Source organism: Hyphomicrobium sp. DY-1 (assembly GCF_047497105.1).
In the GTDB taxonomy this organism is placed as follows: domain Bacteria; phylum Pseudomonadota; class Alphaproteobacteria; order Rhizobiales; family Hyphomicrobiaceae; genus Hyphomicrobium_B.
In genome coordinates, this window is the sequence record NZ_CP134870.1 from 1,944,557 (window position 1) to 1,960,513 (window position 15,957).

The 15,957-nt window shown below is 61.0% G+C and carries 15 protein-coding genes; 6 read left to right on the forward strand and 9 right to left on the reverse strand.

Annotated elements, in window-relative coordinates; translation table 11 throughout:
- Positions 1-42: 42 nt before the first annotated feature.
- The 4 genes from RLW41_RS09190 to RLW41_RS09205 all read left to right on the forward strand — a co-directional run bounded on the left by RLW41_RS09190 (position 43) and on the right by RLW41_RS09205 (position 5,847).
- Complete coding sequence (locus RLW41_RS09190; RefSeq protein ID WP_414464296.1) at positions 43-843, forward strand: helix-turn-helix transcriptional regulator; 801 nt, start codon at positions 43-45, stop codon at positions 841-843.
- A 65-nt stretch (positions 844-908) separates the two neighbouring features.
- On the forward strand, positions 909-2,135 hold the full coding sequence (locus RLW41_RS09195) for an aminotransferase class I/II-fold pyridoxal phosphate-dependent enzyme (RefSeq protein ID WP_414464297.1): 1,227 nt from the start codon (positions 909-911) through the stop codon (positions 2,133-2,135).
- A 17-nt stretch (positions 2,136-2,152) separates the two neighbouring features.
- Positions 2,153-4,873, forward strand: a complete 2,721-nt coding sequence (locus RLW41_RS09200; RefSeq protein WP_414464298.1) for a DNA translocase FtsK — start codon at positions 2,153-2,155, stop codon at positions 4,871-4,873.
- Positions 4,874-5,115: 242 nt separating this feature from the next.
- Entirely contained in the window at positions 5,116-5,847 is a 732-nt protein-coding gene (locus RLW41_RS09205) for a LolA family protein (RefSeq protein WP_414464299.1), read from the forward strand.
- A 354-nt stretch (positions 5,848-6,201) separates the two neighbouring features.
- On the opposite strand, the gene RLW41_RS09210 is transcribed toward RLW41_RS09205, so the two are convergent.
- Positions 6,202-6,726 carry a cyclic nucleotide-binding domain-containing protein gene (locus tag RLW41_RS09210; protein WP_414464300.1) on the reverse strand — a complete coding sequence of 175 codons (525 nt, stop codon included), beginning with the start codon at positions 6,724-6,726 and terminating at the stop codon, positions 6,202-6,204.
- 238 nt (positions 6,727-6,964) lie between these two features.
- Complete coding sequence (locus RLW41_RS09215; protein WP_013950209.1) at positions 6,965-7,651, reverse strand: response regulator transcription factor; 687 nt, start codon at positions 7,649-7,651, stop codon at positions 6,965-6,967.
- A gap of 121 nt (positions 7,652-7,772) precedes the next feature.
- On the opposite strand from RLW41_RS09215, the gene RLW41_RS09220 reads away from it, so the two are divergent.
- Positions 7,773-8,312 carry a L,D-transpeptidase gene (locus RLW41_RS09220; protein WP_409561549.1) on the forward strand — a complete coding sequence of 180 codons (540 nt, stop codon included), beginning with the start codon at positions 7,773-7,775 and terminating at the stop codon, positions 8,310-8,312.
- Positions 8,313-8,431: 119 nt separating this feature from the next.
- Here the strand turns inward: RLW41_RS09220 and RLW41_RS09225 are convergent, their stop codons facing one another.
- The 3 genes from RLW41_RS09225 to tesB all read right to left on the reverse strand — a co-directional run bounded on the left by RLW41_RS09225 (position 8,432) and on the right by tesB (position 11,410).
- Positions 8,432-9,910 carry an ammonium transporter gene (locus RLW41_RS09225; RefSeq protein ID WP_414464301.1) on the reverse strand — a complete coding sequence of 493 codons (1,479 nt, stop codon included), beginning with the start codon at positions 9,908-9,910 and terminating at the stop codon, positions 8,432-8,434.
- Between the two features lie 48 nt (positions 9,911-9,958).
- On the reverse strand, positions 9,959-10,297 hold the full coding sequence (locus RLW41_RS09230; RefSeq protein ID WP_013950212.1) for a P-II family nitrogen regulator: 339 nt from the start codon (positions 10,295-10,297) through the stop codon (positions 9,959-9,961).
- Between the two features lie 219 nt (positions 10,298-10,516).
- On the reverse strand, positions 10,517-11,410 hold the full coding sequence (gene tesB / locus RLW41_RS09235) for an acyl-CoA thioesterase II (RefSeq protein WP_414464302.1): 894 nt from the start codon (positions 11,408-11,410) through the stop codon (positions 10,517-10,519).
- Positions 11,411-11,524: 114 nt separating this feature from the next.
- Between tesB and RLW41_RS09240 the strand changes: the two genes are divergently transcribed.
- Positions 11,525-12,757 carry an FAD-dependent monooxygenase gene (locus RLW41_RS09240; RefSeq protein ID WP_409561552.1) on the forward strand — a complete coding sequence of 411 codons (1,233 nt, stop codon included), beginning with the start codon at positions 11,525-11,527 and terminating at the stop codon, positions 12,755-12,757.
- Here RLW41_RS09240 and rimM read toward each other — a convergent pair.
- From rimM to ffh, 4 genes are all read right to left on the reverse strand, one after another.
- Complete coding sequence (rimM, locus tag RLW41_RS09245; protein WP_414464303.1) at positions 12,754-13,344, reverse strand: ribosome maturation factor RimM; 591 nt, start codon at positions 13,342-13,344, stop codon at positions 12,754-12,756. The two genes, RLW41_RS09240 and rimM, sit on opposite strands and share 4 nt — an antisense overlap.
- A 24-nt stretch (positions 13,345-13,368) precedes the next feature.
- Positions 13,369-13,731 carry a hypothetical protein gene (locus RLW41_RS09250; protein ID WP_013950216.1) on the reverse strand — a complete coding sequence of 121 codons (363 nt, stop codon included), beginning with the start codon at positions 13,729-13,731 and terminating at the stop codon, positions 13,369-13,371.
- A gap of 130 nt (positions 13,732-13,861) precedes the next feature.
- Positions 13,862-14,236, reverse strand: coding sequence for a 30S ribosomal protein S16 (gene rpsP, locus RLW41_RS09255; RefSeq protein WP_013950217.1), 375 nt, complete (start codon positions 14,234-14,236; stop codon positions 13,862-13,864).
- 45 nt (positions 14,237-14,281) lie between these two features.
- Positions 14,282-15,880, reverse strand: a complete 1,599-nt coding sequence (gene ffh, locus RLW41_RS09260) for a signal recognition particle protein (protein WP_414464304.1) — start codon at positions 15,878-15,880, stop codon at positions 14,282-14,284.
- Positions 15,881-15,957 lie beyond the last annotated feature (77 nt).

Here is a 15,957-nt window from a genome sequence, read left to right on the forward strand (position 1 = left end):
AAGTATCTGATCTGAAGCCGAGGTTAGTCGAGGCACGGAGCTATGCGATTGTATGAATCTGCTGACATCGAGGGCGGGTCCCTGAAGCCGCTATGGCACGTCGGTTCGGGCCGCATGCTTTTCGCCGGCTGTCTGCATAAGAATGCACTTCACAGCCACAGCGCGCCGGTGATGCTCGCGGGTCTCTACGATGATTTTCGCTTGAGACTTGCTGGCGGTTCGTGGTTCGCGTGTCGTGCGGCCGTCATACCCGCCGGGACGGCTTACGAATTCGATGCCGGAGGCCGACCGATCGCGGTGATCTACATTGAGCCGAGCGAGGCGTCCGCTGAAGGTCTTGCAGCGCTCGTCGGAGAGACACGCGAGGAACGGGGTGTGTTGATCGGAATGCGCACGGACCTTTTACAGGTTCGGTCGCTTTACGAAGATCCTTCCAGCTTGGCTTGGACCGATGAAGCGATGAATGATCTTCTCGAATTTTCCAAGCCTAAGGCGCGAAGAACCATCGACGCGCGCGTGCGCCGGGCACTCGAAGCGGTTGCTGACAACGCGGGAGGCGTCGTGATGGGCGGGTCGGTGCCGCGGGTCGATTGGGTCGCGCATGCTGCGGGGCTTTCGACGTCGCGATTTCAGCACCTGTTCAAACAGGAGGTCGGCGTTTCTTATCGTCGTTATGCGGCATGGGCGAGAATGCGCGTGGCGGTATCCGAAGTCGTCAAGGGAAGCAATTTTACGACCGCCGCCCATGCGTCGGGTTTTTACGATCAACCTCACTTCGCCCGCGAGTTTCGCCGGATTTTTGGGGCACCTGCCGGCCGGAGTCTCGCGGGCGTCCGACACTGACCGACAAGTATTGGGCTTTCCCAATCGCGGCCGACATGCGATAGCGGCGGGCAAGCGCAAGATCGATGTTCAATCCTGAGATGAGCCACCCGCTTTCGTCCCTCACATCCGGAGCAATTTCATCGCCCTTCAGTCAGCTTCGCAAGCTGCTGGCGGGGATTGCGCCGGGGCATGAGAAACCCATCGAGTTGACAATCGGGGAGCCGCGCGAGGCGATGCCGGATTTCATTCAGGCAAAGCTCGATGAGGCGACGGCGCTCTACGGCAAGTATCCGCCGATCCGCGGCGCCGAGGAGGCGCGCAAGGCGATCTCGGAATGGCTGGCGAAACGTTACGTCCTGCCGGGCGGCGTCGATCCCGAGCGCGATGTGTTGATGCTCAGCGGCTCGCGCGAAGGGCTATTCTTTGCGTGCCTGCCGGCGGTGGGTCGGAAGGACGTGCAGGGTCGGCCTGCGATCCTGATGTGCAACCCGTATTATTCGGCCTACGTCGCGGGGGCGATCGCGGTTGGCGCGGAGCCAGTCTATCTCAACGCCACGAAGGCGACGGGCTTCCTGCCGGATCTCGATGCAATTGCGCGCGATGAGGCGCTGTTGAAGCGGACGGTTGCGCTCTTTATCAATTCGCCGTCGAACCCGCAGGGCACGGTCGCCGATCGCAGCTACATCCTGAAGGCGCTGGAACTGGCGCGCGCCCACAACTTCATGCTGTTCCTCGACGAGTGCTATTCGGAAATCTACACAGAGACCGCGCCGCTCGGCGGTTTGGAGGTCGCGGCGGCGACGCCGGAGCGGTTCCGCAATCTCGTCGTTTTCAACTCGCTGTCGAAGCGTTCGAACCTGCCGGGGTTGAGGTCCGGGTTCTGTGCGGGCGACCCGGAATTCATCGAAGCCTACAGCGAAGTGCGCAACATGTGCGCGCCGACAGTGCCCTTGCCACTGCAACATGCATCCGCCGCGATCTGGCGCGACGAAGCGCACGTCGAGCGTTCGCGGAAGGCGTATCGTGACAAATTTCTCATTGCTGACAATGTGTTAGGTGGCCGATACGGCTACCAGCGGCCGGCTGGCGGGTTCTGTCTCTGGCTCGATATGAGTCAGTTTGGCGGCGGCGCTCAAGCGGCGGTAACCTTATGGCAACGCGCAGGCGTCAAGGTTATTCCCGGTAGCTTTCTGGCTCAGACAGGACGAGACGGAACCAATCCCGGCGCAGACTACGTTCGCGTCGCGATGGTGCAGGACTCCAAGACGATCCAGGAAGCGCTCGAACGCACGATTTCCGTGCTGCGTTAAAGAGTACGTTCGCCGAGATGTCGCTGGATACGCGAGGAATCGATCCTCAGCGGCTGTTGCCGCAGTCAGTCGAGGACCGTCTGTTGAGTTGGCTGGGCCGTTTTGGCGGGTTGATCCTGCTCGGCCTGACGCTGCTCATCTGGACGAGTCTCGTTTCGTGGTCAGCGCTTGATCCGAGCCTGACGCATACAACGACGGCGGCTGCGCAGAACTATGCGGGCCGCGTCGGCGCAATTGTTTCAGATCTTCTGTTCCAGATGCTCGGCTTCGGTGCGGTGCTGGCGCTGATCGCGCCGGTCGTCTGGGGCATCGAGATGCTCCGTTCCGAGCGTGTGAAGGACGGACGCGTCAAGCTTGGTTTTTATCCGCTGTCCATCGTGGCTCTGACCGGCGCGATCTCGGCGCTGCCGGTTTTGGGCGGCTGGCCGCTGCGTCACGGCTACGGCGGTCTGGTGGGCGATGGCGTTTATCAATTAGCGTTGAAGCTGTTCGCGATGCTCAACGAAGAGCGTGCGCCGGTTGCTGCCGGTGTCGTGCTGCTGGCAGCGGCTGCGCATACCTGCGGCAAGGCTATCGGCTTCGAAGTCGAGACTGTCACCAAGTCATTCCTGCGCTCGCTCGGTTCGGGCCTTCGTTATGCGTCGAGCAAGAAACGGCTCGACGATGTGGCGGCTGTCAGCTCGACGCTGGCGGGTGGTGCGGAGCGCGTGCGCAAAGGTTGGTTCCGGCGCGCTCCTGCTGTAGCTGTAACGGATACGCACTCCTATCGCTCGCTCGATGCCTTTGCGGGCGACGCGACGCCGACGCTCGATCTTAATCCGGAGCGTCTCGCAAGGCAGCGTCCGGCAGATGTCGCGCGGCCTTCGGAGTTGCTAACGGAATTGCACGATCGTGAGGATCGTCGTGGCGTCCAAGGCTTCGATGACCACGATGACCATGACTATCTCGATGATGAGTTCACCCATGCCCGCGAATTCGCAGATCGCGGATTGACGTTCGACGATACGACGGAAGATTCGAGTCGGGCGATCGCGCAACGCTTTGCGCCGGCTTCGGCAACTGCCGCATTGGCGCGTGGTGAATCTGTGGTCGAAGAGGTTTTAGATCCTTCTATCCCGCCGCCTCCGCCGCTGCCGAAGGTCTTGGCCAAGGCACAAGCCAAGGCGCAGGCTTCAAAGCCCGCGGTCACCAATGCGCTGTTGTCGGGCATTGCGCGGACGCGCGCCAATCCGATTTGGAAGCGGCCGTCGCTCAACATGCTCAAGCGTCCGAGCGCGCAGAAGCCGCGTCCCGAGCTGTCGCAGACGGTCATGCGCGGCAACGCGCGATTGCTCGAAGACGTGCTGGCCGATTTCGGCGTCAAGGGCGAGGTCAAGGATATCCGGCCAGGTCCGGTGGTGACGCTGTACGAATTGGAGCCTGCGCGCGGCACAAAGTCTTCGCGCGTTATAGGGCTCGCGGAAGACATCGCGCGCTCGATGAGCGTTGCAAGCGTGCGTGCGGCTGTCGTTCCGGGGCGCAATGCCATCGGCCTCGAATTGCCGAATGCCCGGCGCGAAACGGTGCTGTTGCGCGAAATTCTCGAAGCCGACGCGTTCAAATCGGAAGCGAGCGGATTACCGCTTGGTCTGGGCAAGTCGATCGGCGGCGATCCGGTCGTCGCGGATCTGGCGCGCATGCCGCATCTCCTCGTCGCCGGTACGACGGGCTCCGGCAAGTCAGTCGGCATCAACGCGATGGTGCTGTCGCTGCTCTACCGGCATTCTCCAGAAGATTGCCGCATGCTGATGATCGACCCCAAGATGCTGGAGCTGTCGGTCTACAACGACATTCCGCATCTTTTGACGCCCGTGATTACGGACCCGCATAAGGCTGTTTCCGCGCTCAACTGGGCCGTGCGCGAAATGGAAGAACGCTACAAGCGCATGGCCGCGCTTTCCGTTCGCAACATCGACGTCTTCAATAATCGCGTGCGCAATGCCAAGAAGCGCGGCGAGATGCTGTCGCGCACGGTGCAGACCGGCTTCGACAAGACCGGCGCCGCACGCTTTGAAACGCAGCAGATGGATCTTGAGCCGTTGCCGCGTATCGTGATCATCGTCGATGAATTCGCGGACCTGATGATCGTTGCGGGCCGCGAGGTCGAAGCTTCGGTGCAACGTCTGGCGCAGATGGCGCGTGCGGCCGGCATTCATCTGATCATGGCGACGCAGCGTCCGTCGGTCGACATCATCACCGGCACGATCAAGGCGAACTTCCCGACCCGGATCTCGTTCAAGGTTACGTCGAAGATCGACAGCCGCACGATCCTGAATGAGCAGGGCGCCGAACAATTGCTCGGTCAGGGTGACATGCTCTATTCGACAGGCGCCGGCCAGCTTGTGCGTGTGCACGGCGCGTTCGTGTCGGACGAAGAAGTTGTGGCGTTCGCCGATGCGCTCCGGCAGGAGGGCGCGCCGAAATATGTCGACGGTATTACGGAGACGCCGCCGCCGTCGGACGTCGCGACTGGGATTCGCGAGGCGAGCGACGACGACCTCTATGATCGCGCCGTCGCTATCGTGCTTCGGGATGGAAAGGCTTCTACGAGCTATATCCAGCGTCGCCTGTCGATCGGCTACAACCGCGCCGCCGATCTCATCGAACGCATGGAGCGTGAAGGATTGATCTCAGCGGCGAACTCGGTCGGCAAGCGCGAAATTCTGATGTCGCGCGGCGGTAGCGCCGACGCCGCCTGATTGTGTATTTCGACGGTCTCAGGCCAGCACGAACAACAGCGAAACCGAGGCTAACAACTGAGGATAACTCGGGGGCGCGCTACTCCGCTTGCTTGCCTCGGATGTTCGATTGGTTCTACCCAAAATAGGGCTGTAACGCCTCTCGCCTAGTTCTGGACGCAATCTTTGTTGAAACGATACTCTGCGTACAGGGCCCCGACTCGGGGCATCGGGGCTGTGGGGGGCCACGAATGGGACAAATCATGAGGCATTTTCTGCGTGGAGCAGCCGTCGCGACGGCGTTTACGGTCGCGTTTTCTGGCGTTGCCACGGCGCAAGATCCGGACGGTCCGACGAATACGATCGTCAATCCGCCGGCGAGCAAGCCTGCGGTCAATGGTTGGTCCAGCGAAGTCGCACCGAACACCGATCAAGGTATTACGCTCGACGCGCGCCAGACGAAGATCGTCGACGATGTCAGCGCGTATTTCGAATCTTTGCAGGATCTCAAAGGCACGTTCGTTCAGACGGATGCCGACAGCAAAAAGATGAAGGGCAAGTTCTTCGTCAAGCGTCCCGGCCGCTTCCGTTTCGACTACGCCTTGCCGTCGCGGCAGATCATCGTTTCCGACGGCCAGAACCTCGCCATTCAAGACCTCGACCTCAATAACGAGGATCGCGTTTCGCTCGATCAGACGCCGTTCCGGCTGCTTCTGCGCAAGGACGTCAATCTGCTGCGGGATGCGAAAATTCTGGAAGTCCAGCAGTCCGCCGACCTGATCGTGCTCACGCTGGAAGATAAAGACCCCAATTCTCCGGGCCGCATTAAGCTCTTTCTGGCGACCAAACCGGCCATGGAACTGAAAGAGTGGGTGACCACCGACGCCCAGGGTCAGGACACCCGAATCCAGCTTTCGCAGCTCGTCAAAACAGACGACCTAGACGGAAATTTGTTTAAAATTCAATCACTTTGGCCAAAAAGCGCGATGCCATAAGGGGAATTCGCCTGCAAATCAGTGTGTTGCGCTTTTGACGCGATGCAATACCCATCCTGTGGATAAGTTTGGGTATGTCTTCACATTTTCGTGAAGTGCCCGCGCGGGCACTATTGAATTTCTCCAGCTTGCGCTTAACTCTCATGCATGCAGGTGGCGTCACCCTGTATTCGGTAGTGCCCCCCGTCTAGCCGAAGACGCCGCCTCTGGTACCGGCTTCCCTCCCGGTGCCGAGCGCGACAAGCGCATAGCGCCCAGTTCCTCCCCCCGGAACTGGGCGCCCTCGTTTCTGGCCCCCTGAATTCCCGAAGAAGACCACAACACATGTCGTGTGTGGTTTGGCGCTCCGCTTAATTAGCTAGCTTGAGCCGCGGCGGCCTGATCGGCGCTCTGCGGTTGAAGCAGCGGGGGGATCGTAGCGTCATCTTCGCTGGTATCAATAGCTTTCAAATCATTCGCCAACAGTTTTAGTCGCGATGTGATGCACGCGCTGAAATGTTGCGCGAGTGATGGGTCGTCTTGCATCAGTGCGAGAATTTTTTGGCGCGGAAGACGCAGTGCTTTGACAGGCCCTTGTGCGATGATCGTCGTAACGTGCTCGATCTCGATGAGCATCGCGAGCTCAGCGATTATGGAGCCCTCGGGTACAACCTCGCCGCGCGTTTTTTGTGATGGATCGCCGTTGTCGTCGATGCGCAGGCACGTTCCTGAAATGACGAGGATGGAAGCATCGCTCGGCTGATGCTCGGCGATAAGCGCGTCGCCCGAGCGATAGATGATGCGCTCAGCGCAACGAACGATTTCCGTCAATTGGGACGGCGACAGTCCGCGGAAAAGCGGCTGGGCAAGAAGAGGTTGGACGAGGGCATTGATTGCCATCGTTGCGAACTCCATTGATGCGATACGCACGAATGCACTTATTCGCTTGCGATCTCATCACAACAGAAGCGAACGCAGATTAACTATCCGACTCGATGTCCGTCGCGGAACTTATCCAACCCGCGCGCGTGAAAGCTGCTGTGGACGCAGTTGAACAACTTTCACTGTCAGAAGATTCACGTGAAAACTTGGCGATTGGCCTAGCGGCTGTGACCCAGCAATCGATTGTTCCGGCAACTCAGGGCGCGAGTTTGTAGCCGCCGCTCTCCGTGATGAGAAGTTCGGCGTTCGATGGGTCTTTTTCGATTTTCTGCCGCAGACGATAAATGTGCGTTTCGAGCGTGTGGGTGGTGACACCGGCGTTGTAGCCCCAGACCTCGTGCAGCAGAACGTCGCGAGAGACGACCTTGTCGCCGGAGCGATACAGATACTTGAGAATCGATGTCTCTTTCTCGGTGAGACGGATCTTGCTTCCGGCTTCGTCGACCAACAGCTTCGATGCGGGCTTGAAGGTGTAGTTGCCGATCGCGAAGACAGCATCTTCGCTTTGCTCGTGCTGCCGCAGTTGCGCGCGGATGCGCGCAAGAAGAACGGCAAACTTGAACGGCTTTAAAACATAATCATTCGCCCCGGCATCGAGACCAAGGATCTGATCGGCGTCGGACGTATTGCCGGTCAGCATGACGATCGGTGTCTTGAAACCCGATTTGCGCAGAAGCTTCACCGCTTCGCGGCCGTCCATATCGGGCAGGCCGACATCGAACACCACCAAGTCGAAGCGGCCGGTTTTTGCGGCTTCCATGCCCTTGGCAGCAGTGCCTGCTTCGGAGACTTCGAATTCATCATGGAGGACGAGCTGATCTTTCAACGACGTACGCAAATCTTCATCGTCGTCGACGAGGAGGACCTTTCGGGCCGTGCTCATGGACGGGGGCTCCGGTTTCTTGCCTTCTTTTGGCGTGGAACTCTAGCATCGTGCGCGTCGGCAACATAGGGTCTCGGGGCAAACAGGCAAGCGGAATGGCGGTTCCTTGAATAAGTGGTCGATGAACCCGGCCCGGACGCCCGTGGCGCAGGTCTACGTCAGGGTTCTATCTCAGGCGGCGCAGCGCGGCCATGTCGCGTTTGGCGCATTGCGTTTTGCTTGCGCGCTCGGCCAATCGGGCATCACCGCCATCAAACGCGAGGGAGATGGTGCAACGCCGCGAGGGCGGTTACCCGTGCGCTGCGTTCTTTATCGGTCCGATGCTGCACGGCCAAGGTCGACTTTCCGGTTGCGCAGAATTCGCTGCAATGACGGCTGGTGCGACAGTCCGCAGGATCGCAACTATAATCGTCCGGTGCGGCTGCCCTATCGCGCAAGCGCTGAACATCTGTGGCGCGCGGACGGGCTGTACGAGGTCGTTGTCGTGCTCGGTTATAACGATGTGCCGCGCGTGCGCAATCGAGGCAGCGCCATTTTCATGCACGTCGCGCGCGGGAATTTCGAGCCGACCGAAGGCTGCATCGCGCTACGTGCGCGCGATCTGCGGCGACTTCTGGCTGTGCTGCCGCGGCGGAGCGTGATCGTCATCGGATTGCGATAAAAAAAGCCCGACAGCACGAGGCGTCGGGCTTAAGTAGAGCACGTCTAGGTGGAGACGCGTGCTCGGGAGATGAAAGGAGATCTCCTGGCCCGCCGATCGCAGGCCAGGAGAAATTCGTCTTAGTAGTGGTAGGCGCTTTCGCCGTGGTCGGTGATGTCGAGGCCTTCGCGTTCTTTCTCTTCCGACGGACGGAGACCGATGACGATGTCCACCAACTTGAAGAGAATTGCCGAACCGATGCCGCTCCAGAGAAGCGTCATGCCGACGGCCTTCGCCTGGGCGAGCATCTGGGCTGCCATGTCGTAGGTGCCCGCAACCAGTTCGCCCGGCTTCGACGTGTAGTCGGCGATGCCGGCGCCACCCCAATCGGGGTTGACCAGCAGGCCGGTGCCAAGCGCGCCGACGATGCCGCCAACGCAGTGGACACCGAAAACGTCAAGGCTGTCGTCGTAGCCGAGAGCGCTCTTGATCGCCGAGCAGAAGAAGAAGCAGATCGGGCTGACGACGAGGCCAAGCACGATCGAACCCATAACACCGGCAAAGCCGCAGGCCGGGGTAATGGCGACGAGACCAGCGACAACACCCGACGCAAGGCCGAGAGCAGACGGCTTACCTTTGACGATCCATTCAACGATCATCCACGACAGGGCCGCAGCGCAGGTCGCGATGAATGTGTTGATGAAGGGAACGCCAGCGAACTGGTTGATTTCGAGGTTCGAACCGACGTTGAACCCGAACCAGCCGACCCAAAGAAGAGCAGCGCCGATCATGCAGTTGACGAGTGAGTGCGGAGGCATTGCCTCTTTGCCGTAACCGATGCGCGGTCCGAGGATGAGCGCGCCAACAAGGCCAGCGATACCGGCGTTGATGTGAACGACCGTGCCGCCGGCAAAGTCGAGAGCGCCCCACTTGAAGGAGATGCCGGCGTCGGCCATGACAGCGTCATAGGCGGCCTGAGCGGCAGCCTTGCCGTCGCCCGTTGCCGCGGCGAGAGCCTTAGCAGCGCTGGCGAAGGCATCGGGACCACCCCAGTACCAAACCATGTGCGCGATGGGGAAGTAGATGAACGTGGCCCAGAGCGTCATGAACACCAACATCGCCGAGAATTTCAGACGCTCGGCAACAGCACCCAGAATAAGGGCCGGCGTGATGCAAGCGAATGTCATCTGGAAGATTATGTAGGTGTATTCAGGAATGTAGACGCCGTTCGAGAAGGTCGCGGCGAGTGAGTTCGAGTCGACGCCCTTCAGGAAGACTTTCGAGAAGCCGCCGACGAAGTCGTTTAGCGCGCCGCCGTTGGTGAAGGCCATCGAGTAGCCGTAGAGCACCCAGAGGATGCCGACGAGGCAAAGCGTTGCGAACACCTGCATGAACATCGACAGCATGTTTTTCGTGCGGACAAGACCGCCGTAGAACAGTGCGAGGCCCGGCACGGTCATGAGGAGAACGAGGACCGCGGCAATGTACATAAAGGCGGAGTCGCCCTTATTCGGCACCGGCGCGGGCGGCGTTTGTGCCATGGCCGGTCCGGCCATAAGCGCAACCGCGCCGAGGGCCCCCACGACCCCTGCGTATCGCGCTAACTTTCTAAACTCCATGTTGAGTGCTCCCTGATTGACTTATGAAAAGCGGAAATTTTGTGAGCTTTAGAGCGCGTCGTCGTCCGATTCGCCGGTGCGGATGCGAACCGTGTGCTCGATCGGAGACACGAAGATTTTGCCGTCGCCGATCTGTCCCGTCTTTGCCGCGCGCTGGATGGCGGCAAGCGCCTTATCGACCTGTGCTCCCGGAACGACGACTTCGATCTTGATCTTGGGCAAAAAGCTCACGGCGTATTCGGCGCCGCGGTAGATTTCCGTATGGCCCTTCTGACGGCCGTAGCCTTTGACTTCCGTGACAGTCATGCCCTGAAGACCGAGATCGGTCAGCGCAGAGCGAACCTCCTCGAGTTTGAAAGGCTTGATGACCGCAGTTATGAGCTTCATAAGGCCCCCTTTTTTAATTGAACCGGTGCTCGACAAAATAGCCTCCGCCCCCACGCCGGGACGAAGACTTCGCGTGATGGGAGTCAAGACGCGTGCCAATTGACGGACGCGTGCTCAACGCATTGATTAGACAACGGAAAGTTTACGAATGAACGAAATTTATGCGGCACTAGCCTGCAAAATAAGCATGAAAATTGGGCAATTTGAGGTTTTTGCCCGCTATTTGGGCACAAATGCGGTTTCTCTGGGGCGCATCAGGCCTTCCTGAACGGTCGATGCGACCAACCGGCCGTTCCGATCGAAGACGGCGCCCCGGCAATAGGCGCGGGCGGAGGAGGCGCTGGGGCTGTCCTGGGTATAGAGTAGCCAGTCGTCGGCCCGGAAAGGCCTGTGGAACCACATGGCGTGGTCGAGGCTCGCTAACTGGATGTCGGCATCGAACAACAGCTTGCCGTGTGCCACGAGGGCGGTATCGAGCAGCGTGAAGTCCGAAGCGTAGGCCAGAATCGCTTGGTGAATGTAAGGGTTGTCGCCCAACGGGCCATTGGACTTAAGCCAGATGGACTGCCGGGGCGCCCGTGGTTCGCGGCTCATGTAGCGGGATGCATCAACAATACGGACGTCGATGGGGCGTTCGCGCTGCCAGTAGGCCCGCATGCCGTCAGGGATGTCGGTGGCGGCGTCAAAAAGCTCACGGACGCTTGGCAGCGCTTCGGGCGGCGGGACGTCCGGCATTTCGGACTGGTGCTCGTAGCCCGGCTCCGGCTTGTGGAACGAAGCGCTCATCACGAAGATGGTGCGTCCGTGCTGAATGGCGCGGACGCGCCGCGTCGTGAAGCTGCCGCCATCGCGGACGCGCTCAACGTCGTAAACGATTTCCCGTTCCGGATCGCCCGCCAACAGAAAGTAACCGTGAAGCGAATGGATCGCCCGGCTCTCGTCGACGGTTAACGCCGCAGCAACCACTGCCTGGCCAAGGACAAGGCCGCCATACACGCGTTGCCAGCCTTCGCTGGCGCGATGGCCGCGGAACAGGTTGTCCTCCAATGGCTCCAGGGTCAGAGTTCGAAGGAGCTTTTGGAGGGCCTGATGCGCCTGGGGCGAAGCTGTCATGGCGGACTTTCGGGTTTATAATGGCAGGGTTGCGCGCGCGGCGACGGGGACCTTTTAGGCTGCCCTCGCGTCCGGGCAAAGCAAATCACTTCAGCTACGGATGACGGTCGATAGATGCCAAAATTGAACTTCGATGTCGCGATTGTCGGCGGCAGTTTTGCGGGACTGGCGGTTGCGCGCGGATTGGCGCAGGCGTTTGGACCCGATATTCGGCTGGCGATCATCGACAGGGTTGTTCCGGCGACCGAGCACGCCGACGATAGCCGCGGCTTTGCGATCTGGGCCGGCGCACAGAAGGTCCTGGAAAGCCTCGGGGTCTGGGACGGCATTCGCGATGCCGCGGAGACCGTGACGGCGATCGAAATTTCGGATTCGCGGCTTGACGATGCTTTCCGGCCTGCGCTCGTTACGTATGACGCGCGGACGGACGACGGATCGCCTGCTGCCTATATCGTTCCGGCATCGGTGCTCGCCACCGCGCTCTATCGATCCGTTGCGGGCGATCCGGCGGTAACGTGGTTCGCGCCAGCCGAGATCGAAAGCGCGCAGTGGGGCGAGACGGCCAGCGAACTCACTTTGCGCGATGGCACTGTCGTCAGCGCCGCGCTGACGATTGCAGCCGACGGGCGGCAGTCGAAGCTTCGCGAGGCTGTCGGCATCAAGACCGTCGGATGGCCTTACGCGCAGACGGGCATCGTCGCGCGGGTGAAGTTCAGCGAGCCGCATGGCGGCGTCGCCATCCAGCATTTTCTACCCGGCGGTCCGTTTGCGATTTTGCCGCTTCTGGGAAATCGCGCGTGCATCACGTGGAGCGCCGACAAAGACGAAGCAGCGCGCATGGTCGCGCTCGACGATGCCAGCTTTCTGGCTGAGCTCGATCGTCGGATCGGTGGCCGGTTCGGCACGATTTCGCTCGACGGGCCGCGGCAATCGTGGCCGCTCGATTTGCGTTTGCCGCACCGCTTGATTGCGCCACGCTTCGCTTTGGTCGGGGACGCTGCGCACGGTGTGCATCCGGTTGCTGGGCAAGGCGTCAACCTCGCGCTTCGCGATGCTGCGGCGATGATTGAAATTCTTGTCGATGCCGGACGCATCGGGCTCGACTTCGGCAGCGGTACGCATCTTGAGCGCTATCAGCGCTGGCGCCGGTTCGATTCGGCGATGTCGGCGACGCTCTATGACGGGATCAATCGGGCATTTGCGATCGACAGCATGGTTCTGCGTGCGGGCCGTGGTGCTGCGCTCGGCGTGCTCGACCGCATTCCCAGCCTGAAAGAGTTGATCATCGCCGAGGCGGCAGGCGTCACCGGCGACTTGCCGAAACTCGCGCGCGGCGTTGCCGTCTAGGCGTCGGCCTCATCCTCTGCGGACGATCCGTCGTCTTCATCGCTGTCGTCGTCGACTGTGACGGCGGGGCGATTGATGATGAGCATGCCAGCGTCGAGATCGACGCTCGGTACCCAGCGATCTTCGAAGGGAATGAATTCCGTCTCGCCTTCGAGCGGCTTCAATTCGAGAAGGTCGCCGGCGCCGAAGTTCTGCACGGAGACGATCTTTCCAAGCGCGCTGCCGTCGGCTGCGACTGCGCGCAGGCCGATGAGGTCGGCATGATAGAACTCGGTTTCGCCCGTTTCCGGAAGCTTGCTGCGCTCGATGTAGAGCTTTGTGCCGCGCAGCGGTTCGGCGCCGTTGCGATCCTCAACGCCCGCAACACGCGCGACGATGCCCTTGCTCGTGACGCGGACGACGCGGAGCGAATAGCTTTTCTTGCCGCTTGCGTCGGTCAATGGGCCGTAGGCGGCGATGGCGTCCGGAGTCTCGGTATAGCTGCGGACTAGAACGTCGCCGCGGATGCCGTGGGCGCCGGTAATCTCGCCAACGAGGATGCGGCGGTCGGGCGATGGTTTTTCTGATGCTGTCTCTGATGCTGTCATGGGACTCTTGATGGCGTGCAACGATCACGGGGGCAAGGGGCCGAGATAGGTAATCTCAATGTCGATCGTTTTGCCGCCGATGCTGATCGTCGTGTTCTGGGAGCGGGCGAACGGGTCGACATCGCCAAAGATCGGGATCCGAATGCTCGGGTTGCGGGTTCGGACGCGCCGCAGGGGGATTTCGTAGGTGCCGCGAATGGCCGACAGGCGCATGTGATGGACGCGCTGGGGCAGGAGACGTCCCATACAGACGCGACCCTCAGAATCGGCGCCGAACAGCCGGCCGCCGCGACATACCAAAATGAGTCGGCTGGCCGGGGCCGAGAGCGGGCTCGGTTTGGTCCGGACCACCTCAAACAGACCATTGACGCGCGTTATCTGGTTCAATTTCGGACCTCCCCACGAATTAACGATCGAAAGTCGGAGGCGGTCCAAAAGTCGGGCCAGTCAGATCTGCAACAAAAAGGCCCCCCGTAGCCTATTCGGGAGGCCTGTTTGTTTGTTCGGGCGCAGTCTCTTAAGCCTGCTCGCCCTGAGCAGCAGCCTCGGCGGCCTGAGCTGCTTTCTCGGCAGCAGCAGCGGCGCGCTCCTGGGCCTTCTTCTTCGGCTTGGCCTTTTCAGGGTTGTTGCGCGCATCACGCTTGGCGAAGCCGTTGGCGTCGAGCAGGCGGAGGACGCGGTCGGTCGGCTGAGCGCCGACGCCGAGCCAATGCTTCACGCGCTCTTCGACGAGCTTCACGCGGTTCGGGTCGTCCTTCTTGAGCATCGGATCGAACGTGCCGATCTGCTCGATATAGCGGCCGTCGCGCGGGCTCGTGCCGTGGGCGACGACGACGTAGTAGTAAGGACGCTTCTTCGCGCCACCGCGCGACAAACGAATTTTCACCGACATTTTCTTCTTCTCCTGATCAAATCAAAATGTGTTCTTGGATGGGGGTTATCTTTTCTTTCCGGGGATCCCAGGGAATTTCGGCATTCCACCGCCGAGACCCGGAAGACCTTTGGGAAGTCCGCCGCCGAGGCTGGGAATGCCGCGGCCAAGTCCCGGTGGCAGACCCGGCATTCCACCGCCGGAGCCCGACGCAGGAGCCGTGCCCTTGGCGATCTGTTCTTTCAATTCCGCGGGCAACTGTTCCAGCGCCTTGGGATCGAGCTTTGCGAGCTCGGCCTGCATCGACTGCAATTCGGCTTCAGAAGGTCCGGCGCCGGTGCGGCCGAGGAACTTGTTCATTAGGCCGCCGTTGCGGCCCATGGTCTTCATCATGTCCGCCATCTGGCGGTGCATTTTGATGAGCTTGTTGATGTCTTCAGGCTTTGTGCCTGAACCCGCCGCGATGCGGCGCTTGCGCTTGGCGTCGAGAATTTTGGGGTTGCGCCGTTCCTTCGGCGTCATCGACGAGATGATGGCGCGCTGGTGCACGAGGCTTTTGTCGAGGCCAGCTTCGTTGATCTGGCCTTTGATCTTGGCGACGCCGGGAAGCATGCCGAGCACACCGCCCATGCCGCCGAGCTTCTGCATCTGGGCGAGCTGATCGGACAGGTCTTCGAGGTCGAACGACCCCTTCTTCATCTTTTCGGCGATCTTCGTCGCCTTTTCGACGTCGATCGTCTGCGCGGCCTTCTCGACCAGCGAGACGACGTCGCCCATGCCGAGAATGCGCGAGGCAATACGGCCGGGGTGGAAGTCTTCGAGCGCGTCCCACTTTTCGCCGACGCCGATGAGCTTGATCGGCTTGCCGGTGACGGCACGCATGGAGAGTGCAGCGCCGCCGCGGCCGTCGCCGTCGGCGCGCGTCAGGACGATGCCGGTGATGCCGATGTGACCGTCGAATGCCTTCGCTGTGTTGACGGCGTCCTGGCCGGTCAGCGCGTCGGCAACGAGCAGGACTTCATGCGGATGGATCGCGGCTTTGACGTCGCGGGCTTCGTCCATCAGCTCTTCGTCGACCGTCACGCGGCCGGCGGTATCGTAGATGATGACGTCATAGCCGCCGAGCTTGGCGGCATCTTCGGCGCGGCGCGCGATCTGCAGCGGCGTTTGTCCGGCGATGATCGGCAGCGTCGCGACGCCCGTCTGCTCGCCCAACACGCGAAGCTGCTCCTGGGCTGCCGGGCGGCGCGTGTCGAGCGACGCCATCAGCACTTTCTTGCGGTCGCGGTTGGTCAGGCGATAGGCGATCTTGGCGGTCGTCGTCGTCTTGCCCGAGCCCTGGAGGCCGACCATCAGGATGCCGATCGGCGGGGCGGCGTGCAGGTCAATCGGTTCGGCGTTCGAGCCGAGCGTAGCAACCAGCTCATCGTTGACGATCTTGACGACCATCTGGCCGGGCGTGACCGAGCGCAGCACTTCTGCGCCGATGGCCTTGGCTTTGACCTTCTCGGTGAAATCCTTGACGACATCGAGCGCGACGTCGGCTTCGAGCAGCGCCCGGCGAACTTCGCGCATCGCTTCGACAACGTCGTTCTCGGTCAGAGCGCCGCGGCGGGTGAGCTTATCGAGGACGCCCGAGAGGCGTTCTGTGAGCGATTGAAACATTCAGCCTTCGTTTCCGAGCCGCCGGAAATTGCCCTAATCGTTACGTGACCCCGGCACGGGCCGGGACCCATTCGAAC